This is a genomic window from Mesorhizobium sp. M6A.T.Cr.TU.017.01.1.1, from assembly GCF_004023115.1.
Taxonomy (GTDB): Bacteria; Pseudomonadota; Alphaproteobacteria; order Rhizobiales; family Rhizobiaceae; genus Mesorhizobium; species Mesorhizobium mediterraneum.
Genome location: NZ_RZTA01000011.1, coordinates 60,088 through 82,788, shown reverse-complemented (window position 1 = coordinate 82,788; position 22,701 = coordinate 60,088). Strand labels below are relative to the sequence as shown.

Genomic DNA, 22,701 nt, shown 5'->3' with positions numbered 1-22,701 from the left:
GTCGAAGCCAAATCATTCTGAGCGACGAGTTCGATCCAGTCATCCACGTCACTTGCGCGACGGCGCAAGTTGACCTCGGATGGCACCGTTGGGCCCGTTACCAGACGGCTAGTAAGGACATGGCCGGTCTTTCTTTCAAGGGCTGTCACCATTGAGCCATCGGTGGGCGTGGTTGCGATCAGGCATTCGTGGTATACTTTTGCCGTCTTGAAACCGTGACGCTTACTGCGGTTTGCCTTGGGAGATGCCAAATGCGCGTGTCCTTGCTTCTCATTCCACTGCTGCTTTTGCACATTCCGATTGTATCGCAAGCCGCCGCCATCCACGATGCCGCCATGGAGGGCGATGTCGCGGCGATCACAGCAGCGCTCGATGCGGGCGCTGATGTAGATGAGAGTGATGGAAGCGCAACGCCGCTCTATCTCGCGGTCTTTATGGGCCACATCGAAGCGGCAAAACTGCTCATAGAACGTGGTGCGGACGTCAACGCCCAGACGACTGGTGGTCCCGCACTGATGGCGGCTGTCGGAACAGTCAAGATCGATCTGTTAAACCTGTTGCTAGAGCGGGACGCGGATCCAAATTCCGATCGTGATGGCGAATTCGCCCTTCATGTCGCCGTCACTCTCGATTGTTTCGACTGCGTGAAGGCACTGGTCGAGGCCGGAGCGGACGTGAATGCGAAGGCAATGCACGGCAAGACGCCGCTCCATCTGGCAAAAAACAGGGGGCAACGCGAAATTGCCGACTATCTCTTGGCGCATGGCGTCGTCTTGCCAACGCCAGCGCCAATATCAATGAAGTTGGCTTCTGCCGATGTCGAGAAAGGCCGAACCGAATACACCCGCCGGTGTACTACTTGCCACGAAGCCGAGCCACAGGGAGGGAACAAAATAGGACCGAACTTGTGGAGCGTCGTCGGCCGCGACAAGGCATCCATGGCAGATATGCGTTACTCCGAGGCCTTGCTGGGCTGGGAGGGTGTATGGACGTACGAGGACCTGAACAGATTTCTCTTCGAGCCCATGCTCACCACGCCGGGCGTCAAGATGGAGACTCCCGGTGTCCCGGACGAGACCGAACGGGTCAACATGATCGCCTACTTGCGCACACTCAGTGACAAGCCGATCCCGCTGCCCTGAACCGATGATCTCTTGCGCAAGTGCTGCTACGGACCTGCGTCGGCTAGATTTGCTCAAGTAGCACCTCTGGTGACCCTAAAAGGGCCACTTGCCCAGCGGGCATCAGCCGCCAATGAAACGAACTAGCCAGTTTTCGAACTATTTGACGGGTTTTGGCATGGCCAAGCCGATCCGGCAGTCAGCTCGAACGTCTAAGTTCCACCAATCTCGGGCGCTGGTGGCAGCCAGTGATTGAGTTTCGATGTGCATAAAAGCAGAAGCGTTTAAGCCTACGCCTATTCCTTCGCTGCCGCGGCCGCCTTGGTGTCCAGCAGACCATAGCCGAAATCATTGTCTCGTCCCTTGGGGCCGAGATCCTTGGCCGTGCCGGCCAATGCCTTCTCGACCCAGTCGGCGGAACGATCGGGCGCGGCATGCAACAGATTGGCGATCGCGCCGGTCACAATGGCTGCGGCAAATGAGGTGCCGGTGACCACATCCGAGCCGGCGCCGCTCGGCGCCACCATCTCGACGCCAGGAGCGGAGAGGAAGACGTAGGCGCCACGATTAGCCTGCTGCATCAGCCCGTCCTTGGCATCAGTGGCCGTCACCGCGATGACGCCGTCGAAGGCGGCGGGGTAGCCGTAGGGCGCCTTCGGCCCGTTGTTGCCGGCGGCGGCGACCAGCACGATGCCCAAGGCGCGAGCATTGCGGCAGGCGATGCCGAGCAGGTCGTTCTTCGGTCCGACGAAGCTCATATTGATGATGCGAACATCTTGGCTTGCCGCCCAGTCGAGCGCCGACAGGATGATGTCCATGGTCGACTTGCCGCCCTCGAAAGCTCGGGCATGGTAGATTTTCGCGCCCGGCGCCATGCCTTTGAGCGCGCCGACGCCGGCGATCAGGCCGTCGATCGAGGTGCCATGATCGCGCGCCTCGATCGGCACATCGGGCATGGCGTCGAACTGATCGACGATGACGCCGGAGAGTGCTGGATTGGCATCGTCGATGGCGGTGTCGATGACGGCGACGCGCACATTCTCGCCGCTGGCCGCTTTCGAATCCAGCGCGATGCGCTCGAAGGCATAATTGACGATGCTGGCTGCCTGTTGCAGCGAGTAGATATGGTTGGGCTCGCGCCGCATGGTGCGGCCGTCGGCGGCAAGCTGCGCCAGCACGACGCCGACCGGTCGGCCATCGGGAATGCCGAAGCGCACCAGCGTGGTGCCGAGCAGCAGAGACTGGCGCTGCGAGCGCACCTCGAGGCCAAATGAGGCGGCGATCTGCTGGACGGCGTCGCCGTCTACCGTCACCAGCACCTCGTCGGGCACGAAATCACCGATGACGGCGCGCGGCGGCTCGGCCGCGACGAGATCGCTGGGCGAAACGATCGGACCGCCCGTCGCGGCGGCCTGTATCGCAGGCGCACCGGCGGCCTGCGGCGGCAGTGCCCGACCGGCCGGATTGCGGCGTGGATCGGGCGTCGGCAGCGGAGCTTGGCCGCCGCCGACCGGGTTGGGAAACAGGTCAACGATCAGCGCAGGAAGAACGACCGCATTTGTCGCGGCGGAACCAGCGCCGGGCTTTTCGCCGCTGCCGTCTCTTGTATCGTCCTCGATACAGTCGGCCGCCGCCGTCGCCCGGTTGAGGCAGTCGATTTCCGTCTGGGTGAGGTTTGGATCATTGGTCTGCGCCAAAGCGGGCGCGGCGGCGAGCGTCATCGCCGCCACAAGGAGCGCCGCAAACCCAATGACCGCCCTAGCCGCCATCAACCGGTCTCCTTCCCTCGACCACAGCCTCCGCGAAAGGCTGGGCGGCAATAAGAGCAAGCACTTTTTGATAATCGGCTGCGGTTGCGGCCGGGATGCCAAGGCGGAAGACACCGTCGGCGGTCGGCCCGCCGGCAATCTTCAGCTGGTGTTCGCCAAGAAAAGCGACAATGTCGGCCATCTTCGCATCCGGCTTGAACGTCACCAGCGCGAACGGCATTTTCGTCAGATCGCCTTGTTGGCCGGCAATTTCGAAATCGCCGTCCTTGCCGCCTGGCTGAACAACCGATTGCACCATGACGAGGGCAAGCAGTGCTGCCGCCGCAGCCCAGGCGACGCCGGCCGGCACCGCCATGAAGCGGCCCCACACCTGCGCCAGCCAGGACGATGTCGCCGGCGCGCGCACGGGGCCGGCTTCGGCGTCGAGCGCCCGGGTGAAGCGGCCGAGCGCATCGGCCGGCGGGCGGATCGCCTCATTGGATGCAGCGGTGCTGGAGAATTCGGCTTCGGCCTCGCCGAGTGCGGCAAGCGTCGCCGGATCGGAAGCCAGCCATTCCTCGACGGCTTCGAGTTCCGAGCCTTCCAGCGAGCCGTTCAGATAGAACGGCAGCAGCGTTTCCATTTCATCGCGGCGCGACATCTTTTCAGCGGCGCTCATGGCCACCCCCTGTCGTAACCGGCGGCCTTGAGCGCCTCGCCGAGTTTCTTGCGGGCGTAGAACATCCGGGTCTTGACGGTAGCAACCGGGATGCCGAGCACCTCCCCGATCTCGGTCACCGACTGTCCGTGGTAATAGGCAAGGTCGATCACCGTGCGGTGCTCTTCCGGCAAGGCATCGACGAAGCGCCGCAAAGCGGCGCCCTTGTCTTCCTTCATGGTGACGACTTCCGGCGTGTCGGCGCTGTCTGGGACCTGGGCCGCGTCATCGTCGTCGATCCGGTCTTCCTTCTTCTTGCGCAGCGACGACAGCGCCTTGAAGCGGGCGATGCCGAGCAGCCATGTCGAGACTTCCGAGCGCCCCTCGAAGCCTGGCGCCTGGCGCCAGAGTTCGAGAAACACCTCGTTGGCGATATCATCGGCCATCATTTCCGATCCCGTCTGGCGCACCACGAAGCGGTAGACCCGCGCGTGGTGGCGCATGAACAGGAGCCGCACGGCGGCACGGTCGCCCTTCGCGACCCGGCTGACAAGCGCGCGGTCGGTTTCCGTCGCTGCCGTCATGGCCGGTCGAGCCGCCTGGCTCCTGTCTGCTCTGTCGCCGATCGGCCCAAAAAGGTTCACCGCTTTCCGCCCGGATTTTTGCGGAGGCTAACCGAAGAGCGGAAAGGTTGCCAGAGTATACCGTTGCCCCCCGTTTTTAGGGGTCAGTCTCAGTCAGGGGCACCAAGCAAAAGGCAGCCGTCAGGCTCGCCATGATGGCGGCCACTAGGCGGCTCATCCCAGTCGGCAAGGTGCAGTCGTTCAGCCTCGGGCGGAGCGTCATTGGACGACGCCGCCGCACAGGGGATTCCCGACAGGTTTGTAACTCACCGGTCCGCTGCCGGGCGACTAAGGTCCCGATCGCAAACCGCAACCCTCTGAAGAAGTGAAAGTCATGACCAACAACAGCTTTTCGGCCGCGACTCGTGGATCAGTCGCCGATGGCGGTGTTCGACGCGGTCAATCGTCCATGCGACTGGTGAGGCGCATGAAGCCTTGCGCGATCGGAAGGACCTTTCCATGAGACTGATTAGGCTGAAAGCGCCGGGAGGCTTGGAAAATCTCAAGCTGGTCGAGGAAGATTGTCCGAAACCAGGGCCGGGTGAGTTGCTTGTCAGGATACGAGCGTGTTCGTTGAATTTCCACGACAGCATGGTGGCGCTGGGAAACAAACCGTGCGCCGATGGCCGAATCCCGCTGTCCGATGGCGCTGGACAAGTGATTGCGGCCTCAGACGATGTCCAACAATTCAAGGCCGGAGATGCCGTCGTCAGCACCTATTGGCCCCATTGGCTGGCCGGCGAACCGACGCCAGCCAATAAGACGGGCGAATTGGGAGATGATGTTGACGGCTATGCTCGCGAATATGTGTGCATGCCCTGGCATGCCTTCACAAGGGCACCGGCAGACTTCACGCATATGGAGGCGGCAACGCTTACCTGTGCCGGCGTTACCGCCTGGAAAGCCCTGATGGTGTGCGGCCAGGTGAAGCCCGGTGATACGGTGCTGGTCCTTGGCACGGGAAGTGTATCGCTGTTCGCGCTGCAATTCGCAAAAATTGCGGGCGCTCGCGTTATTGCCACCTCTTCATCGGAGGAAAAGCTGGAAAAGCTGAAGCGGTTTGGAGCCGACATTGTCGTCAATTACAAGGCAGTGCCGGATTGGGGCCAGAAGGTAAGGATTTTGACGGACGGACGCGGCGTCGATCACGTGATCGAGGTTGGCGGGCCGGGCACGTTGGCGCAGTCGATAACAGCTTGCGGGATGGGCGGCCACATCGCCCTGATCGGCGTCCTGACTGGCTTTGCCGGACAAGTTTCGATCCCGGCCCTGTTTTCCAATCAGATTAGGATCAGCGGAATTTCTATTGGCAGCAGGGCAGACCAGGAAGACATGATTCGTGCCATCGAGGCCAACCGTTTGAAGCCAGCTATCGACCGCGGTTTTCCGCTGCAGGAGATCGCCAATGCCTTCAAGTACTACGAATCCCAAAAGCACTTTGGCAAGGTTTGTCTCGAACTTTGATACGACATATGCGTCGCTGCCCTATCGCGCCACGGCGCCTGCAGGAGAGAGGGCCAGCATTCATTCAGTCGAGGAACGGCGTGGCCTTCATCGTCGCAGGCACCGGCACGCCGAGGCGGGCAAGCACGGTCGGCGCAAGCTGCAACTGGTCTAACAGCGTGCCGGCCTCCGGCCCCTCGCCCTGTCCGAAATAATACAGAGCAAAATCCTGCATCTCGTCGTCATGGCCGCCATGATGGCCGCGATCGGTCTGGCCGTGATCGGCTGTGACGATGACCTCGTAGCCGGCTTCCCGCCAGCGCGGCAGGAAGGCTGCGAGCATGCCGTCCATCGCATAGACGGCGTGATCCATCTCATGGCAGTCATGGCCGAAGCGGTGGCCCATCGAGTCCAGCGTGCAGGTGTGCAGGATGCCGTAGTCGATGCGGTGGCGCCTGGTCAGCATGGTCAGCGTCGCGAACAGGTCGACGTCGCTCGGCGTCATCTGGTTGCGGGCGTTGTAGCCGGTCATGGTGTGGAACCGGCCATGCGTGATCGGCCCGCCGGGCTCGTCGAACTCCATGTCCTCGACCAGATCGAACGGATAGGCCCGGAAGAATTCGGACCAGTAGGAATGAGTGACCGCGCCGGTCTTGCCGCCGGCCTTGCTGACCTCCGAAAATATATCCGGTTGCTTGACGCGGAACCGGCTCTCGTTGGTCAGGATGCCATGCACTTGCGGTGCCACGCCGGTATGGATCGACGCATAGCAGCAGGCTGAGGTCGACGGCAGAACGGAGCGCATCTTCCAGACACGCGCTTCGCCCGATTGCACCCAGCCTTCGAGATTGCCCATCAGCCGGCGCCAATTGCGGTAAGGCACGCCGTCGAGGATGATGAGCAGAAGTTTTGTATTCAACGCCACCGGGTGTCTAATTCCCGGCGCTTGCCATGCGCCGTCCCTTGATCGCCTTCTCCAGCCAGCCGATCTCCATTTCGGGCACCGAGGACAAGAGAAGGTCTGTATAGTCGTCGAAGGGCGGCGCCAGCACCTGGCTCTTCGCGCCGTAGCGCACCACCTCGCCGCGATACATCACCGCGATCGAATCGGCGATCGACTTCACCGTGGCGAGGTCGTGGGTGATGAACAGATAGGCGACGTTTTCCTCTTTCTGCAGCTCGAGCAGCAGCTTCAGGATGCCGTGGGCCACCAGTGGGTCGAGCGCCGAGGTGACCTCGTCGCAGATGATCAGCTTCGGCTTGGCGGCAAGCGAGCGGGCAATGCAGACGCGCTGCTTTTGGCCACCGGAAAGCTCGGCCGGGTAGCGGTCGACGAAGCCCTTGCCCATCTCGATCTTGTCGAGCAGCTCGGCGACGCGGGCGTCACGTTGCCTTCCACGCAGACCGAAATAGAATTCGAGCGGCCGGCCGATGATGGTTCCGACGGTCTGGCGCGGATTCATCGCCACGTCGGCCATCTGGTAGATCATCTGCAATTGGCGCAGATCCTCCTTCGGCCGGTCGGCAAGCCGGTTGGCGAGTGGACGTCCGTCGAAGGTGACGGTGCCTTGTTCGGGCGGCAACAGGCCGGTGACGGCGCGCGCCAGCGTCGACTTGCCCGAGCCGGACTCGCCGACCACCGCCAGCGTCTGGCCTGGATAGATGTCGACCGAGACGTTCTTCAGCACCTTGATGTGACTGCGGCCATAGGCGGCGGTGATGTTCTTGACAGACAGGAACGGCGTCGTGCCGGGCTTCTGTTCCTGGTGCTCGATCTCATGCACCGAGACCAGCGCATTGGTGTATTCCTGGCGCGGTTCCTTGATGATCTGACGGGTGCCGCCCCATTCGACCAGCCGGCCGTGGCGCAGCACCATGATCTCGTCCGAGACCTGGGCGACGACGGCAAGGTCGTGGGTGATGTAGAGCGCCGCGACATGGGTGTCGCGGATGGCGTCCTTGATCGCCGCCAGCACGTCGATCTGCGTCGTCACGTCGAGCGCCGTGGTCGGCTCGTCGAAGACGATCAGGTCGGGCTCGGAACAGAGCGCCATCGCCGTCATCACGCGCTGCAGCTGGCCGCCCGACACCTGGTGCGGAAACCGCTCGCCTATGCTTTCGGGGTTCGGCAGGCTGAGCTTCTTGAACAGTGCGACGGCGCGCTTCTCGGCCGCGGCCCGTGTCGCCGTGCCGTGCAGCAGCGTCGCCTCGACCACCTGGTCCATCAGCCTGTGCGCCGGGTTGAAGGCCGCCGCGGCCGATTGCGCGACATAGCAGACCTCGCGGCCGCGCAGCTTGCGAAAGCCCTCCTTGCCGCCCTTCACGATGTCGCGGCCGTTCAGGATGACCTCGCCGCCGGTGATGCGGACGCCGCCGCGGCCATAGCCCATCGAGGACAGGCCGATGGTCGACTTGCCGGCGCCGGACTCGCCGATCAGGCCGAGCACCTTGCCCTTCTCGAGCGTCAGTGAGACGTCGTGGACAAGCACGATGTTCTTGGGCGGCTCGCCTGGCGGGAACACCGTGGCCTCGATGCGCAGATTGCGGATATCGAGCAGCACGGACTTTGCTCGCTGGTCAGCCATCACCCGCGCCCTCCCTTCAGGCTTGTCGTGCGGTTGAGCACCCAGTCGGCGACCAGATTGACTGAAATCGCCAGCATGGCGATCGCCGCCGCAGGGATGAGCGCCGCCGCGATGCCGAAGACGATGCCATCCTTGTTTTCCTTGACCATGCCGCCCCAGTCGGCGCTAGGCGGCTGCACGCCGAGCCCGAGGAAGGACAGCGTCGACAGGAACAGCACGGCATAGATGAAGCGCAGGCCAAGTTCCGAAACCAGCGGCGACAACGCGTTGGGCAGGATTTCGCGGAAAATGATCCACATGCTGCCTTCGCCGCGCAGCTTGGCCGCCTCGACGAAATCCATGACGTTGATGTCGACGGCGACTGCCCGCGACAGGCGGTAAACGCGGGTCGAGTCGAGGATGCCCATGACCAGGATCAGCGTCACCAGATTGGTTGGCAGCACGGACAGCACGACGAGGCCCATGATCAGCGTCGGAATTGACATCAGGAGATCGACAAGGCGCGACATAAGCGTGTCGAACCAGCCGCCGAAAACCGCCGCCGAGAAGCCGAGGATGGCGCCGAGCGAGAAGGACAGGGCGGTGGCCAGCACCGCGATGAACAGCGTGACGCGGGCGCCGTAGATCATGCGCGAAAGGAGGTCGCGGCCGAGATTGTCGGTGCCCAGCCAATGTGTCGCCGACATCGGTGCCCAGACGTCGCCGACGATCTCGCCATTGCCGTACGGCGCGATCCACGGCGCGAAGATCGCCGCCAGCACGAACAATGCCGTCAGCACCAGGCCGATCAGCGCAGGGATGGGGATGCGTTTTATGTCGAGCATGCCCTCTCCCCTATTTCGGGTGTCTGAGACGCGGATTGGCGACGATCGCCGCTATGTCCGCAACGATGTTCAGGCTGATATAAACGGCGGCGAAGATCAGGCCGACCGCCTGCACCACCGGCACGTCACGCTTGGTGACGTGGTCGACGAGATATTGGCCCATGCCCGGATAGACGAAGATCACTTCGACGACGACGACGCCGACGATCAGGTAGGCGAGGTTGAGCATGACGACGTTGATGATCGGCGCAATCGCATTGGGGAAGGCATGCCTGCGAATGACGGCGAATGCCGAAAGCCCCTTGAGCTCGGCGGTTTCCACATACGCCGACTGCATGACGTTGAGGATCGCGGCGCGCGTCATGCGCATCATGTGGGCGAGCACCACCAGCGTCAGTGCCGCCGCCGGCAGCATGATCGCCTGCATGCGCTCGCCGAACGGCATTCCGTCATAGACCGTCGAGATGCCGGGGAAGATCTGGTATTTCACGGCAAAGAAATAGACGAGCACGTAACCGATGAAGAATTCGGGAAACGACGTCGAAGCAAGCGCCAGTCCGGAGATCAGCTTGTCGACCCAGCCATTGCGGTAACGCACTGCGATCAGGCCGAGGATGATCGCCAGCGGCACGGCCACGACCGCCGCCCAGAAGGCGAGGAACAGCGTGTTCCACAACCGCCCCTTGATCGACGTCGCAATATCCTGCCCGCTTGACATGGCAGTGCCGAGATCGCCGGTCACGACGCCGCCGAGCCAGCGGAAATAGCGGATAAAGGCCGGATCGTTGAGGCCGAGCTGCTCGCGCAGATTGGCGAGCGACTCCGGTGTCGCCGACTGTCCGAGGATGGCTTGCGCGACGTCGCCGGGCAGGATCTGGGTGCCGGCGAAGATCAGGACCGATACGGCCAACAGCAGGAGAATGCCCAGCGCAATGCGCTGGGCCACCAGTATCACGATGGGTGAGGACATATCCGCAAGGCCGGGCTCAGGCTTCGAGCCAGCACTTTGCCAGAGCGTACCCGTTCATCAGCTCCTGATGCGGATCGTCGACCCAGCCGGCGACCTTGGCGCCCGTCGCGTCGATGAACTGGTTGAACATCGGCAGGATCAGGCCACCTTCGTCGCGGACGAGCATCGCCATGTCGCGATACATCGCCTTGCGCTTGGCTTCGTCGAGCTCGGCACGCGCCGCCAGCACCATCTTGTCGAAATCGGGACGCTTGAAACGCGTGTCGTTCCAGTCGGCCGTCGACAGGTAAGCAGTCGAATACATCTGGTCTTGCGTCGAGCGTCCGCCCCAGTAGGAGGCGCAGAAGGGCTGCTTGTTCCATACTTCCGACCAGTAGCCGTCGCCCGGCTCGCGCTTGATCTCCAGCGTGATGCCGGCCTTGGCCGCGCTCTGCTGGAACAGTTGCGAGGCGTCGACTGCGCCTGGGAAGGCGACGTCCGATGTCCTGAGCAGGACGGCGCCGTCATGGCCCGACTTCTTGTAGTGGAACTTTGCCTTGTCGGGATCGTATTTGCGCTGCTCGATGTCCTCGGAAAACAGCGGATAGGCCGAGTTGATCGGAAAGTCGTTGCCGAGCGAGCCATAGCCTCTGAGGATCTTGTCGAGCATCTCCTCGCGGTCGATCGCCAGCTTCAGCGCCATGCGCAAATCGTTGTTGTCGAACGGCGCCGTGTTGCAATGCATGATGAAGACGTAGTGGCCAGGACCCGCATGGTTGCGGATGGTAACGCCGGGCAGCCGCTTGATCAGGTCGACGATCTTCGGCTCGACGCGGTTGATCATGTTGACCTGGCCGCCCTGCAAGGCAGAAGTGCGCGCCGTGGCGTCGTTGATGACGATGATCTCGATCTGGTCGGCATGGCCCATCTTGTCGGCCTGCCAGTAATTGGCGAACCGCTCGCCGCCATGGCGCACGCCGGGTTCGTTGGTGGTGATCTTGTAGGGTCCGGCCGAGATGCCGGCGTCGGCCTTGTCCTTGCCGCCATTGGGCTGGATGATCAAATGGTAATCGCTAAGCAGATAGGGCAGGTCGGCATTGGCTTCCTTCAGCGTCAGCACGACTTCCTTGCCGCTGGCCTTGATGCTCTCGATGCCTTTCATGTAGCCGAGCGCGCCCGACTTCGACTTCTCGTCCGAATGGCGTTCGAGCGTGGCGGCCACGTCCTCGGCGGTCACCGTCTTGCCATTGTGGAATTCGACGCCGTCGCGGATCTTCAGCGTCCAGACCTTGGCGTCGTCCGACGAGCCGATCTCCTCGGCGATGCGGTTCTCGAGATTGCCTTCCGGGGAAAGCTCGACGATCAGTTCGCCCCACATCTTGCCGAAGGCGAACGGCACCTGGGTCATGAACAGGGCCGGATCGAGGCTGTTGGTGGACTCGCCGCCGACCAGGCCGGCCTTCAGCGTGCCGCCCTTGACCGGACCCGCGGCGCGCGCCGCACTTGAAAGCAGCGAGTTGGCGAAGGTCGCGGTGACGCCGAGCGCTGCCGCCCGGCCGAGAAAATCACGACGGCTCAGTTTGCCGGACGCGACGCGCCGGCTGAGAAATTCCAGTTCGTTCGACATGTTGAGTTCCTCACTCTGTTGGTTCGACCTTGTGGTCGTTTTTTATCATTTCTTGTGAGGAGAATAATGACCGCAAGGGAACGCCGTAAGCAAGACCGAATGCGACATGCCGTGGCGTAAATCGTACGTCGCAATTGGACCAATCCGCATAAGCGCTCAAAGCAGCGCGCGCGGGATTTTCTCTTCGAAAGAGCGCTCGAAAACCAGTTTCTCGCCTTCATAGGCTTCGATTCTGGCGCTTACCATGAAGCTTTGCGCGTCGGACCGCATTTCGGCTGATGTTTCGGTGCGCACCGACCATCCATTTCGCGACAGCGTCTGCGTCCAGTGCGTCTTGCCCGACGCCGACAGTGGATTGTCCGGATGGATCGCCCATGTCTCACTCGCGATGCTGCCATTGGCAAGGCCATGCTCCAGGTCGCGCACCTCGCCGAAATCGTCGACGATGGAAAGCGTGACGATTCCGGTCTTCTCGTCGCGGTCGACATGACGTTCGGAATTGGCGACGCGGACCGTTTCGGTCGCCCAGAGCGCGGCGGCCTCGGGCGAGGGGAACGTGACTTCATCGCGGTGCGCCAGCGGGCGCAACGGCAGCTTCAGTGTCGCCGCCGACAGGTCGAGCCGGACCGGCTCCGGCGATGGCCAGATCATCGGCCAATAGGCGTTCGAAACGGCAATACGCAGGCGGTGGCCTGATGGCACGCGATAGGCGCACTGGTCGAGCACCACACGGGCGCTGACGGTTTCGCCCGGCACCAGCGCCTCGGGGAATTCGTGCGAGTTGCGATGCGTCAGGTTGAGCACGCCATAGGAGATCAGCTCCGACGCGCCGTCGGGATGCACGTCGCACAGCCGGATCGCGATGTTCGCTTGAGGCCGGTCGGACGAAACCCTGACCAGTGCTTCCGGCGCGCCGACAATGTCGATCGCCTGTGTTAGCACCGGCTGGTCGAAACACACCGATAATGCATCGTCGGGGCGCTGGTCGCCGGGCAATTCCGGGCCGAAGGTGAAGGGAAAGTATTCGCCGCCGGCAAGGCCGCAGCTTTGCGGCGAAGCGACGATTACCGGCTTGGCGCCTTCATGGATCAGCTCGATCTCACGTGTCTCGATTTCGGGCGACGGCCACACCGATTCAGCGACCCAGCGGCCCGGCCGCTCCGGATGCCAGCGCGCGGGGCGCACGCTGTCCATCACATAGGCGCGGTAGGCCGGGTCGGCCTCGACGCCGGTGTCGATGCCCTTTAGCCAGCGGTCCCACCAGCGCAAGGCCTCCTGCAGGAAGCCGATCGCTGGTTTCGGTGCTGCGTAGTGCGGGTACTTGTGGATCCAGGGGCCGACGATGCCCTTGACCGGCGCCTCGATATTGGCGGCGAGATGGGAAATGGTGTTGCGATAGCCGTCATGCCAGCCGCCGATCGACAGCACGGCGGCTTTAATGGCGGAATAGTCCTCGCAGATCGAGCCGCGCTTCCAATAGGCGTCGCGGTGCTGGTGCCTCAGCCACAGCGGCGCCAGGAAGGGCTGGTTCTCCAGCCGGGTCAGCCACAGGTCGCGCCATCTGTTGTCGCCGGCCAGCAGCGGGTCCGGCGGTCGCGACGAATAGGACAGCATGGTCGAGGCCCAGCCGAAGTTCTCGATCAGCAGGCAGCCGCCCTTGTAGTGGATGTCGTCGGCATAGCGGTCGACGGTCGAGCAGAGACTGATCACCGCCTTCAGCGCCGGCGGCTGCTTGGCTGCTGTCTGCAGGCAGTTGAAGCCGCCCCAGGAGATGCCCATCATGCCGACTTTGCCGTTGCACCAGGGCTGGGCCGCCGCCCAGGCGATCACATCACAGGCGTCCTGCAATTCCTGCTCGGAATATTCGTCATCCATAAGCCCTTCGGAATCGCCATTGCCGCGCATGTCGACGCGGATCGAGGCGTAGCCGTGGCCGGCGAAATAGGGATGCGTCAGCTGATCGCGAAAGATCGTGCTGTCGCGCTTGCGGTAAGGCAGATGCTCAAGGATCGCCGGCACCGGATCGTCGCTGGCGTCGTCGGGCATCCACACTCGCGCCGACAGCCGGCAGCCATCCGGCATGACGATCCCCATATCCGGAAATTCGACGACCTTGCGGGGAAATTCAGTGACGGTTTTCATGCTGGGCTCCTAGGTGACTGCATGATGGAGCCCAAGCCTGCCGCGTCGTGGGCCAGCCAACGAATTCGGCTGGTCAATCCGCGTCAACTCAACGGAATGTCGTTCTCGGTCTTGCTCGCCTGGTAAGCGCTGGACAGTTCGTCATAGCGCGCCAAAATGGTGCCGATCCGCGTTTCCAGCCGCAGGCGCTCGGCCTCGGGCAGTGACCGCACCAATTTGCGGATCGAAAAGCTCTTCCAATAGGCGTTCTCGGCATTGTAGCCGCCGGGGTCGAGGGTGAAGACCTCCTTCAGGATTTTCAAATCGTGCGGAATGGCGAAGCTGTCGCGCGAATCCTCGTGGCTGAACAAATAGTAGAAATTATCGAAGCCGGTCCAGGTGATCGCCGACAGGCAGAGCGAGCAGGGTTCGTGCGTGGCGAGGAAGATGGCGTCCTTGGTGTCGACGCGCTCGGCCTTCGGCATTTCATAGAATCGCTTCAGGCAGTGCACTTCGCCATGCCAGAGCGGATTCTCCGTCTCGTTGTTGGTTTCAGCGAGCACCAGCGAGCGGTCGCCCTTTCTCATGATCGCCGCGCCGAACAGCTTATTGCCGTGGGCGACGCCTTCGGCCGTCTTCGGCACGATGTCATGCTCGATGACGTCGAGCAGGCGGTCGATCAGCGAGACGTCGGCCATCATGCGGTCCCATCGGGAAGGTGGATCTCGTAGGCGTGCGAGAAATGGCACTCTTCGAGGTTGGAGCCGTCGCCGCCGCGATCGACGACGAGAAAATCCTGGGCCTCGCCGATCGGCGTCAGCACGCCGTGCCACAGATTGCGCGGATAGTTGACGCCTTGCCCGGGCGCGGTGATGAAGGCGTGCGGCTCGCCTGGACCTTCGTCGCCATCATGGCAGACGATGACCAGGAACGGCCGTGGCGACAGCGGGATGAAGGCCTGGCTGCCGAACGGGTGACGCTCGACCATGGTGAGCTTCAGCGGAAAATCGTAGGGCGCGCCCCGCACCATGGAGATCAGCACGCGCGCATTCGGCCCCAGCGCTTGCGCCGTGGCGAGGTCGTGATAACGCTCGGCCTTGCCGCCATTGATCGGGTAGTGATTGTCGCCGCCCATATCGATGACGTCGCCGAATTCGGCGAAGCTCTCGCGGGTCAGCGGCCGGGCGACAATGCGGCTCATGGCACGCGCTTCGCGATGCCGGCACCGCCAAGCTTGGCGTGCCGATTGACGTCCTTGTAGAGAAGATAGCGGAATTTGCCGGGCCCGCCGGCATAGCAGGCCTGCGGGCAGAAGGCGCGCAGCCACATATAGTCGCCGGCCTCGACCTCGACCCAGTCCTGGTTGAGGCGATAGACCGCCTTGCCTTCCAGCACATAGAGGCCGTGCTCCATGACATGGGTTTCGGCGAAGGGGATAACCGCGCCGGGCTCGAGCGTGACGACGGTGACATGCATGTCGTGGCGCATGTCTTCAGGATCGACGAAGCGCGTCGTCGCCCATCTGCCTTCGGTGCCGGGCATGGGCGTGGGCGCGATGTCCCTTTCGTTGGCAAAAAAGGCCTGCGGCGGATCGATGTCTTCAACGGCGTCGTAGGCCTTGCGGATCCAGTGGAAGCGGACAGCAGCACCACTCTCGTTGCGAACGGTCCATCCGCTGGCCGGCGGCAGGAAAGCAAAGCCACCCGGCTGCAGGACATGTTTCTCGCCAGCCAGCAAGACGCTCAGCTCGCCCTCGACCACGAACAAGACGCCCTCGGCGCCGGCATCCGGTTCCGGCCGGTCGCTGCCGCCGCCGGGCGCGACCTCGACGATATATTGCGAGAACGTCTCGGCGAAGCCGGACAATGGGCGCGACAGCACCCAGACTCGGGTTTTGTCCCAGAACGGCAAGGCGCTGGTGACGATGTCCTGCATCACGCCTCGGGGAATGACTGCATAGGCCTCGGTGAAGACGGCCCGGCCGGTCAGCAGCTCGCTCTGGCCGGGGTGGCCGCCATGCGGCGCGTAATAGGTTCGGTCGGCCATCTTGATCGTATCCATGAGTTCAAGCCTATTGCGGGAGCCAAAGCCCATTACGGAAGTAAGTCCTTGAGGCGAAGCAGCGCGATGCGCTCGACCTGTTTGCAAGCGGTGTCGAATTCGACGCCGCGGGTGTTGCCGCTGCGCGCCTCGAACTCCGCCAGGATTTCCACCTTGGTCTTGCCTTTCACCGCGATGATGAAGGGAAAGCCAAAGGACGTGACGTAGGCGGCATTGAGTTTTGAGAACAGCTCGCGCTCCTTATCGGTCAGTGCGTCGAGCCCGGCTGAAGCCTGCTCTCTGGCCGATTCCGCCGTCAGCCGCTTGGCCTGCGCCAATTTGCCGGCAAGGTCGGGGTGGGCGTTGAGCACGGAGAGCCGCTCGGCCTCGCTGGCGCCGCGAAAGACACGACACAGTGCATTATGGAGGCCGCCGGCGCTGTCATGCGCCGGGCCGAGCTCGAACTCGTAGGCGCGTTCGGCGATCCACGGCGAATGCTCGAACATCCCACCGAATGCCTGGACGAAGGCCTCGAACTCCATTTTCGACGGGCGCAGCGCCGGCCGCCGGAACGGATGGGTCTCCTGCCAGTGCCTGGCGATGTCGATGCGCCGCGCCAGCCATACCTTGTCGTGCGATTTGACGTAGTCGACAAAGCGCTTGAGCGCCGCGACCCGGCCCGGCCGGCCGACGAGACGGCAGTGCAGGCCGATATTCATCATGCGCGGCCGCCCTAGCTTCCCCTCGGCATAGAGCGTGTCGAAACTGTCCCTGAGATAGGCGAAGAACTGGTCGCCCGAGTTGAAGCCTTGCGGCGTCGCGAAGCGCATGTCGTTGGCGTCGAGCGTGTAGGGGATGATGAGTTGCGGCTTTGTCGACCCGTCCGGCCCATCATGCTCGAACCAGTAAGGCAGTTCGTCGTCATAGGTGTCCGACACATAGTCGAAGCCGCCTTCTTCCGCCGCCAGCCGCACAGTGTTGATCGAGGTGCGGCCGGTGTACCAGCCGGTCGGGCGCGCGCCGGTGACTTCGTAGTGCAGCCGGATCGCCTCCGCCATGTCGCGGCGCTCGTCCTCCGGCGCATGATCGCGGTAGTCGATCCATCTCAGCCCATGCGAGGCGATCTCCCAGCCGGCCTCCTGCATCGCTGCGACCTGATCGGGCGAGCGCGCCAGCGCTGTGGCGACGCCGTAGCAGGTCACCGGCACCTCAGCCTCGGTGAACAGGCGCAGCAATCGCCAGAAGCCGGCGCGCGCGCCGTATTCGTAGATCGATTCCATGTTCCAGTGGCGCTGGCCAAGCCACGGTGCGGCGCCAACGATCTCGGACAGGAAGGCCTCCGAAGCCTTGTCGCCATGCAGAACGCAGTTCTCGCCGCCTTCCTCGTAATTGACGACGAACTGCACCGCGACATGCGCGCCGCCAGGCCATTTCGGATCCGGTGGATTGGCGCCATAGCCGCGCATGTCTCGTTCGTAACGCATCGTCACTCCTGCCGGATGGTGTGATCAGGATAGTCGAAAGGGCGGCTTGCGCATTCCCCCGAAAATTTTGAAAGTGTTTTTGCAGCACTCCGCTCGACCGGGACTTATGCATCGCCTTTAATTGGCGCACAATTCGTCAAGTATGTTTCGACTGTACCGGGAATGGGAGCAGCCAGTGGCGGAAACGTCGAAAGCCGAAGGCGGACGTCTGACAACCCATGTCCTCGATACCGCGACCGGCAGGCCGGCGGCGGGCCTGTCCATCGAGCTCTACCGTATCGACGGCGACATGCGGACGCATTTGAAGACGGCGGTCACCAATGCCGACGGCCGCTGTGACGCACCGCTGCTTGCCGACGCACAATTCCGCACCGGCGAATACGAGCTGGTCTTCGCTGCCGGCGACTATCTGCGCCGGCAGGGGTTGAGGCTGCCGGAACCGGCCTTCCTCGACAGCGTGCCGATCCGCTTCGGCATGGCCGAGCCGGTGCACTATCATGTGCCGCTGCTTGTCTCCCCCTACGGCTATTCGACTTACCGGGGGAGCTGAGATATGGCCAAGATCACGGAACGCAATGAGATACGCTTCATCCTCAATGGCGAGAACGTTGCGCTAACCACCGTGGCGCCCGACGAGACCTTGCTCGACTGGTTGCGGCTCGAGCGCTCGCTGCGCGGCACCAAGGAAGGCTGCGCCGAAGGCGATTGCGGCGCCTGCACTGTGCTGGTCGGAAGGCTCTCGGCCGGCCGGTTGGTTTACGAAAGCGTCAATGCCTGTATCCGCTTCCTCGGCTCGCTCGACGGCACGCATGTCGTGACCGTCGAGCATCTGCGCGGCGAGGGCGATAGGCTGCATCCGGTGCAGCAAGCCATGGTCGACTTCCACGGCTCGCAATGCGGCTTCTGCACGCCGGGCTTCGTCATGTCGCTCTATGCGCTGTGGATGCGGTCGCCGGAGCCGTCGGATGCGGCCATCGAAAAGGCACTGCAGGGCAATCTCTGCCGCTGCACCGGCTATGAAGCGATCATGCGGGCGGCGCGTGCCATCTCCAGCTACGGCAAGGCGGCGAAGGACCCGCTGGCGGCGGAGCGCGAGGCCATCACGGCCAAGCTTGCGGCCATGAAAGACGGTGCGCGCATCGAGATCGGCGCCGGCAAGCAGCGGCTGGTCGTGCCGGCCGATGCCGACGATCTCGCCACCGTGCTCGACAAGGAGCCGGGCGCCACCATCGTTGCCGGTTCGACCGATGTCGGCCTTTGGGTAACCAAGCATATGCGCGATATTGCGCCGGCGATTTTCATCGGCAATCTCGACGGTCTGTGCGGGATCTCCGAGGACAAGGGCGTCATCTCGATCGGTGCCGGCGTCACCTATACCGAGGCTTTCTCGACGCTGGCGAAACGCGTCCCGGCGCTCGGGCCGCTTTTCGATCGCATCGGCGGCGACCAGGTGCGCAATATGGGCACGATCGGCGGCAACATCGCCAACGGCTCGCCGATCGGCGACACGCCGCCGCCGCTGATCGCTCTGGGTGCGCGGCTGACACTGCGCCGCGGCAACAAGCGGCGAACCATCCCGCTCGAAGATTTCTTCATCGCCTATGGCAAGCAGGACCGGCAGCTGGGCGAATTCGTCGAGGCCGTGCATGTCCCGGTGCCAGGCCGAGACACCAAATTCGCCGTCTACAAGATCACCAAGCGCCGTGACGAGGACATCACCGCAGCACTTGGCGCGTTCCTGCTGACGCTGGCCAGGGACGGCACGGTGGCGGAGGTGCGTATCGCTTATGGCGGCATGGCGGCAACGCCCAAACGGGCTTTCGGCGTGGAAAAGGCGTTGCTCGGCAAGCCTTGGACCGAGGCGACAGTCGAGGCGGCGATGGCCGAATACGCCAGGGATTTCACCCCGCTGACCGACATGCGAGCGAGCGCCGAATACCGGGCGTTGGCGGCACGGAACCTGCTGTTGCGCTTCTTTGCCGAGACCAGCGGCACCAAGGCGCCGATCCAGGTTTCAAGATACGAGACGGCGTGATGACCAAACATGCCCCAAACCTCAAGGCGCAAAAAATCTCGGGTGGCGTTGCCACCGACCAGCGCCATGATTCCGCGCACAAGCATGTCCGCGGCACGGCCGTCTATATCGACGATATGCCGGAATCATCAGGCACGCTGCATGGCTGCCTCGGACTTTCGACGGCTACGCACGCCACCATCACCAGCCTGGACCTGTCGGCGGTGCGCGCAGCCCCCGGCGTCGTCGACGTGCTGACGGCGAGCGACGTGCCGGGTGAAAACGACATTTCGCCGACCGGCCGTCACGACGAGCCGGTGCTCGCCGACGGCAAGGTGCAGTTTTTCGGCCAGCCGATCTTCTGCGTCATCGCCGAAACCCGCGAGCAGGCGCGCCGCGCCACGAGGCTGGCCAAGTTCGAATACCGGGAATTGCCCTTCGTCGCCGACATCGGCGTGCTCGATCCCCGGAAGGACAAGCTGGTCACCCCGCCGCTGACCTTGAAGCGTGGCGATGCTGCTGCCGCCATCAAAGCGGCGCCGCGCCGGCTGAAGGGAAAAATGCGCATCGGCGGCCAGGACCATTTTTATCTCGAAGGCCAGATCGCCATGGCCGTTCCCGGCGAGGACCAGGACGTCACGATTTATTCCTCGACCCAGCATCCGAGCGAAATCCAGCACATGGTCAGCCATGCGCTCGGGGTGCCGAGCCATGCCGTCACGGTCGAGATCCGCCGCATGGGCGGCGGCTTCGGCGGCAAGGAAACGCAAGGCAACCAGTTTGCAGTATTGGCCGCTATCGCCGCGAAGAAACATCATCGCGCCGTGAAAATCCGACCTGACCGTGACGACGACATGATCGCCACCGGCAAGCGTCATGACTTTCTGGTCGACTACGAGGCCGGCTTCGACGACGAGGGCAATATCCTCGGCGTCGACTTCATGTTCGCGGCGCGCTGCGGCTTCTCGGCGGACCTCTCAGGCCCGGTTACTGACCGCGCGCTGTTCCATTGCGACAACACCTATTTCTGGCCGGCGGTGCACGCACAATCGGCGCCGCTCTACACCAACACCGTGTCGAACACAGCCTTCCGAGGCTTCGGCGGGCCGCAAGGCATGGTCGGCGCCGAGCGTGTCATCGAAGAGGTCGCCTTTGCCGTCGGCAAGGACCCGCTGGAGATTCGCAAGAAGAACTTTTATGGCACCAGCGACCGCAACGTCACGCCGTACCACCAGACGGTCGAGGACAACATCATCCACCGCATCGTCGCCGAGCTGGAGTCGAGTTGCGACTATGCGAGGCGCCGCCGCACGGTTCGTGCCTTCAACGCCAACAGTCGCTTCATCAAGCGTGGATTGGCGCTGACGCCGGTCAAGTTCGGCATCTCGTTCACCGCAACGCACTACAACCAGGCCGGCGCGCTGGTGCATGTCTACACCGATGGGTCGGTGCATCTGAACCACGGCGGCACCGAAATGGGGCAGGGCCTCTACGTCAAGGTGGCGCAGGTGGTCGCGGAAGAATTCCAGATCGACCTCGACCAGGTCAAGATCACCGCAACGACGACCGGCAAGGTCCCGAACACCTCGGCGACCGCCGCATCGTCCGGCTCCGATCTCAACGGCATGGCGGCGCAGAACGCAGCCCGGCAGATCAAGGAGCGGCTGACCAATTTCGCCGCCGAAAAATATCAGGTGCCGCGCGACCAGGTGCTGTTCCTGCCCAACCGGGTGCGCATCGGCAATCAGGAGATCGCCTTCGCCGACCTCGTCAGGCAGGCCTACATGGCCCGCATCCAGCTTTCTGCGGCGGGCTTCTACGAGACGCCGAAAATCCACTGGGATCGTGACAAGGGCGAGGGCCGTCCCTTCTACTATTTCGCCTATGGCGCCTCGTGCTCGGAAGTCTCGGTCGACACGCTGACCGGCGAATACATGGTTGAGCGCACCGACATACTGCACGAGACCGGCCGCTCGCTGAACCGCGCCATCGACCTCGGCCAGGTCGAGGGCGGCTTCATCCAGGGCATGGGCTGGCTGACGACGGAGGAACTGTGGTGGGACGATAAAGGCCGGCTGCGCACCCACGCACCGTCGACCTACAAAATCCCCTTGGCCTCGGACCGGCCGAAGATATTCAACGTGACTTTGGCCGATTGGCCGGAAGCGAGCGAGCCGACGGTCCACCGCTCCAAGGCGGTCGGCGAGCCGCCGCTCCCGCTCGGCATATCGGTGCTGCATGCGCTGTCGGATGCGGTGGCGAGCGTTGCCGATCACCGGATCTGTCCGCGCCTTGACCCACCGGCGACACCGGAGCGGGTGCTGATGGCGATCGAACGGCTGAAGGGTGAGGCCAAGGCCGGCACGTGAACCCTGCCTCGGAATCCCAGAAAGCGTGCAATTCAGGCCGAAAACTCTATATTTCCCGATAGGGAATGCGAATGATGAACGCGAAGGTGCAAAGCTTGAAAGCCTTTCTTGCGCGCGCCGGCCGGGTGGCCCTGGTCGAGGTGGCCGGAACAAAAGGCTCGACGCCACGCGAGAAGGGCGCCTTCATGCTCGTCTCGAGCGCGGCGATTTTTGGCACGATCGGCGGCGGCCAACTCGAATATATGGCGATCGACAAGGCGCGGCAGATGCTTTTCTCCCCCCTTGAGGGGGAGATGGCCGCGGAGCGGCCAGAGGGGGTCGGTAGAGGGAGCGCGCGACCTAAAAAAATGTCGAGCACTGCCGCGGCGACCCCACCCGGCGGCTTCGCCGCCACCCTCCCCTCAAGGGGGAGGGATATCCGAGCTACGCTCGATGTCCCGCTCGGACCCGAAATCGGGCAATGCTGCGGCGGCAGGGTCGAGGTGCTGATCCGGCTGGTCGATGCTGCGTTGGCGCAAGAGCTTGTCGCGGCGGCGGAAGCCGCGGAGGCTCAACTGCCGCATGTCTACATATTCGGCGGTGGTCATGTCGGCCAGGCGTTGGCATCGGCGGTGGCCTTGCTGCCGGTGCGTGTCGCCGTTGTCGAGACGAGGGCCGAGGCGCTGGATGGCATGCCGGACACGATCGAAACCAGCCTGACGCCTATGCCGGAGGCGATGGTGCGCGAGGCTCCGGCCGGGAGCGCCTTCGTCATTCTTACCCACGACCACGCGCTGGATTTCCTGATCGCCACTGAGGCGCTGAAGCGCCGGGATGCCGCCTATGTCGGCATGATCGGCTCGAAGACCAAAAAGGCGACATTCAGGAGCTGGTTCCTGAAGTCGGCGGACGGCAGCGAGGCGGGATTTGCTCGCCTCGTCTCGCCGATCGGCGGCGAAACGGTCAAGGACAAGCGACCGCAAGTGATTGCGGCCTTGGCGGCGGCCGAGATCATGACGGCGCTGGCCGCTCACGCCGTCGCACCAGCGGCTCCGCACCCCGCCTCTCGTGGCAAGGCGATGGCCGCTGACGGCTAACATACTGCCGAGCTGCATT

Annotated in this window: 19 protein-coding genes; 6 read left to right on the top strand and 13 right to left on the bottom strand. The window is 63.3% G+C overall.

The genetic code is table 11. The features are described from left to right. Positions 1-251: 251 nt before the first annotated feature. The gene (locus EOB36_RS05745; protein ID WP_128284493.1) at positions 252-1,142 is read left to right on the top strand and encodes an ankyrin repeat domain-containing protein; all 891 of its coding nucleotides are present in this window, start codon (positions 252-254) and stop codon (positions 1,140-1,142) included. A gap of 275 nt (positions 1,143-1,417) precedes the next feature. Here the strand turns inward: EOB36_RS05745 and EOB36_RS05740 are convergent, their stop codons facing one another. The 3 genes from EOB36_RS05740 to EOB36_RS05730 are packed head-to-tail and all read right to left on the bottom strand — an operon-like array spanning position 1,418 to position 4,111. Then, positions 1,418-2,890 (bottom strand): S8 family serine peptidase, encoded by a 1,473-nt coding sequence (locus EOB36_RS05740; RefSeq protein ID WP_095484410.1) that lies wholly within the window; start codon positions 2,888-2,890, stop codon positions 1,418-1,420. Continuing rightward, entirely contained in the window at positions 2,880-3,548 is a 669-nt protein-coding gene (locus tag EOB36_RS05735) for an anti-sigma factor (protein ID WP_128284492.1), read from the bottom strand. The genes EOB36_RS05740 and EOB36_RS05735 overlap by 11 nt, the downstream gene beginning before the upstream one ends. Further along, positions 3,545-4,111 carry a sigma-70 family RNA polymerase sigma factor gene (locus tag EOB36_RS05730; protein ID WP_095485055.1) on the bottom strand — a complete coding sequence of 189 codons (567 nt, stop codon included), beginning with the start codon at positions 4,109-4,111 and terminating at the stop codon, positions 3,545-3,547. The genes EOB36_RS05735 and EOB36_RS05730 overlap by 4 nt, the downstream gene beginning before the upstream one ends. Before the next feature lie 498 nt (positions 4,112-4,609). On the opposite strand from EOB36_RS05730, the gene EOB36_RS05725 reads away from it, so the two are divergent. Continuing rightward, positions 4,610-5,614, top strand: coding sequence for an NAD(P)-dependent alcohol dehydrogenase (locus EOB36_RS05725; protein WP_128284491.1), 1,005 nt, complete (start codon positions 4,610-4,612; stop codon positions 5,612-5,614). Between the two features lie 64 nt (positions 5,615-5,678). Here the strand turns inward: EOB36_RS05725 and EOB36_RS05720 are convergent, their stop codons facing one another. From EOB36_RS05720 to puuE, 10 genes are all read right to left on the bottom strand, one after another. Beyond that, complete coding sequence (locus EOB36_RS05720; RefSeq protein WP_095484407.1) at positions 5,679-6,518, bottom strand: alkaline phosphatase family protein; 840 nt, start codon at positions 6,516-6,518, stop codon at positions 5,679-5,681. 7 nt (positions 6,519-6,525) lie between these two features. Further along, complete coding sequence (locus EOB36_RS05715; protein WP_128284490.1) at positions 6,526-8,178, bottom strand: ABC transporter ATP-binding protein; 1,653 nt, start codon at positions 8,176-8,178, stop codon at positions 6,526-6,528. Continuing rightward, positions 8,178-9,002 carry an ABC transporter permease gene (locus EOB36_RS05710; RefSeq protein WP_095484405.1) on the bottom strand — a complete coding sequence of 275 codons (825 nt, stop codon included), beginning with the start codon at positions 9,000-9,002 and terminating at the stop codon, positions 8,178-8,180. Before EOB36_RS05710 ends, EOB36_RS05715 begins: the two co-directional genes overlap by 1 nt. A gap of 10 nt (positions 9,003-9,012) precedes the next feature. After that, on the bottom strand, positions 9,013-9,972 hold the full coding sequence (locus EOB36_RS05705) for an ABC transporter permease (protein ID WP_128284489.1): 960 nt from the start codon (positions 9,970-9,972) through the stop codon (positions 9,013-9,015). Between the two features lie 16 nt (positions 9,973-9,988). After that, positions 9,989-11,578 carry an ABC transporter substrate-binding protein gene (locus tag EOB36_RS05700; protein WP_095484403.1) on the bottom strand — a complete coding sequence of 530 codons (1,590 nt, stop codon included), beginning with the start codon at positions 11,576-11,578 and terminating at the stop codon, positions 9,989-9,991. A gap of 156 nt (positions 11,579-11,734) precedes the next feature. Beyond that, positions 11,735-13,720 (bottom strand): CocE/NonD family hydrolase, encoded by a 1,986-nt coding sequence (locus EOB36_RS05695; RefSeq protein ID WP_127289897.1) that lies wholly within the window; start codon positions 13,718-13,720, stop codon positions 11,735-11,737. A gap of 83 nt (positions 13,721-13,803) precedes the next feature. Beyond that, on the bottom strand, positions 13,804-14,397 hold the full coding sequence (locus EOB36_RS05690) for a nucleoside deaminase (RefSeq protein ID WP_128284488.1): 594 nt from the start codon (positions 14,395-14,397) through the stop codon (positions 13,804-13,806). Beyond that, positions 14,397-14,900: an ureidoglycolate lyase gene (locus tag EOB36_RS05685; protein ID WP_126103942.1), complete on the bottom strand. Its 504-nt coding sequence runs from the start codon at positions 14,898-14,900 to the stop codon at positions 14,397-14,399. The genes EOB36_RS05690 and EOB36_RS05685 overlap by 1 nt, the downstream gene beginning before the upstream one ends. Continuing rightward, entirely contained in the window at positions 14,897-15,760 is an 864-nt protein-coding gene (locus tag EOB36_RS05680) for a bifunctional allantoicase/(S)-ureidoglycine aminohydrolase (RefSeq protein ID WP_126103941.1), read from the bottom strand. The genes EOB36_RS05685 and EOB36_RS05680 overlap by 4 nt, the downstream gene beginning before the upstream one ends. A gap of 32 nt (positions 15,761-15,792) precedes the next feature. Then, entirely contained in the window at positions 15,793-17,223 is a 1,431-nt protein-coding gene (puuE, locus tag EOB36_RS05675; protein ID WP_128284487.1) for an allantoinase PuuE, read from the bottom strand. Positions 17,224-17,398: 175 nt separating this feature from the next. Between puuE and uraH the strand changes: the two genes are divergently transcribed. From uraH to xdhC, 4 genes are all read left to right on the top strand, one after another. After that, positions 17,399-17,773, top strand: coding sequence for a hydroxyisourate hydrolase (uraH, locus tag EOB36_RS05670; protein ID WP_128242304.1), 375 nt, complete (start codon positions 17,399-17,401; stop codon positions 17,771-17,773). A 3-nt stretch (positions 17,774-17,776) separates the two neighbouring features. Beyond that, a complete protein-coding gene (gene xdhA / locus EOB36_RS05665) occupies positions 17,777-19,258 on the top strand; it encodes a xanthine dehydrogenase small subunit (RefSeq protein WP_127289903.1) in 1,482 nt (493 codons plus the stop codon). Continuing rightward, positions 19,258-21,606: a xanthine dehydrogenase molybdopterin binding subunit gene (gene xdhB, locus EOB36_RS05660; RefSeq protein ID WP_128284486.1), complete on the top strand. Its 2,349-nt coding sequence runs from the start codon at positions 19,258-19,260 to the stop codon at positions 21,604-21,606. The genes xdhA and xdhB overlap by 1 nt, the downstream gene beginning before the upstream one ends. Positions 21,607-21,680: 74 nt before the next feature. Beyond that, positions 21,681-22,682 carry a xanthine dehydrogenase accessory protein XdhC gene (xdhC, locus tag EOB36_RS05655; protein WP_128284498.1) on the top strand — a complete coding sequence of 334 codons (1,002 nt, stop codon included), beginning with the start codon at positions 21,681-21,683 and terminating at the stop codon, positions 22,680-22,682. The last annotated feature ends 19 nt before the right edge of the window (positions 22,683-22,701 follow it).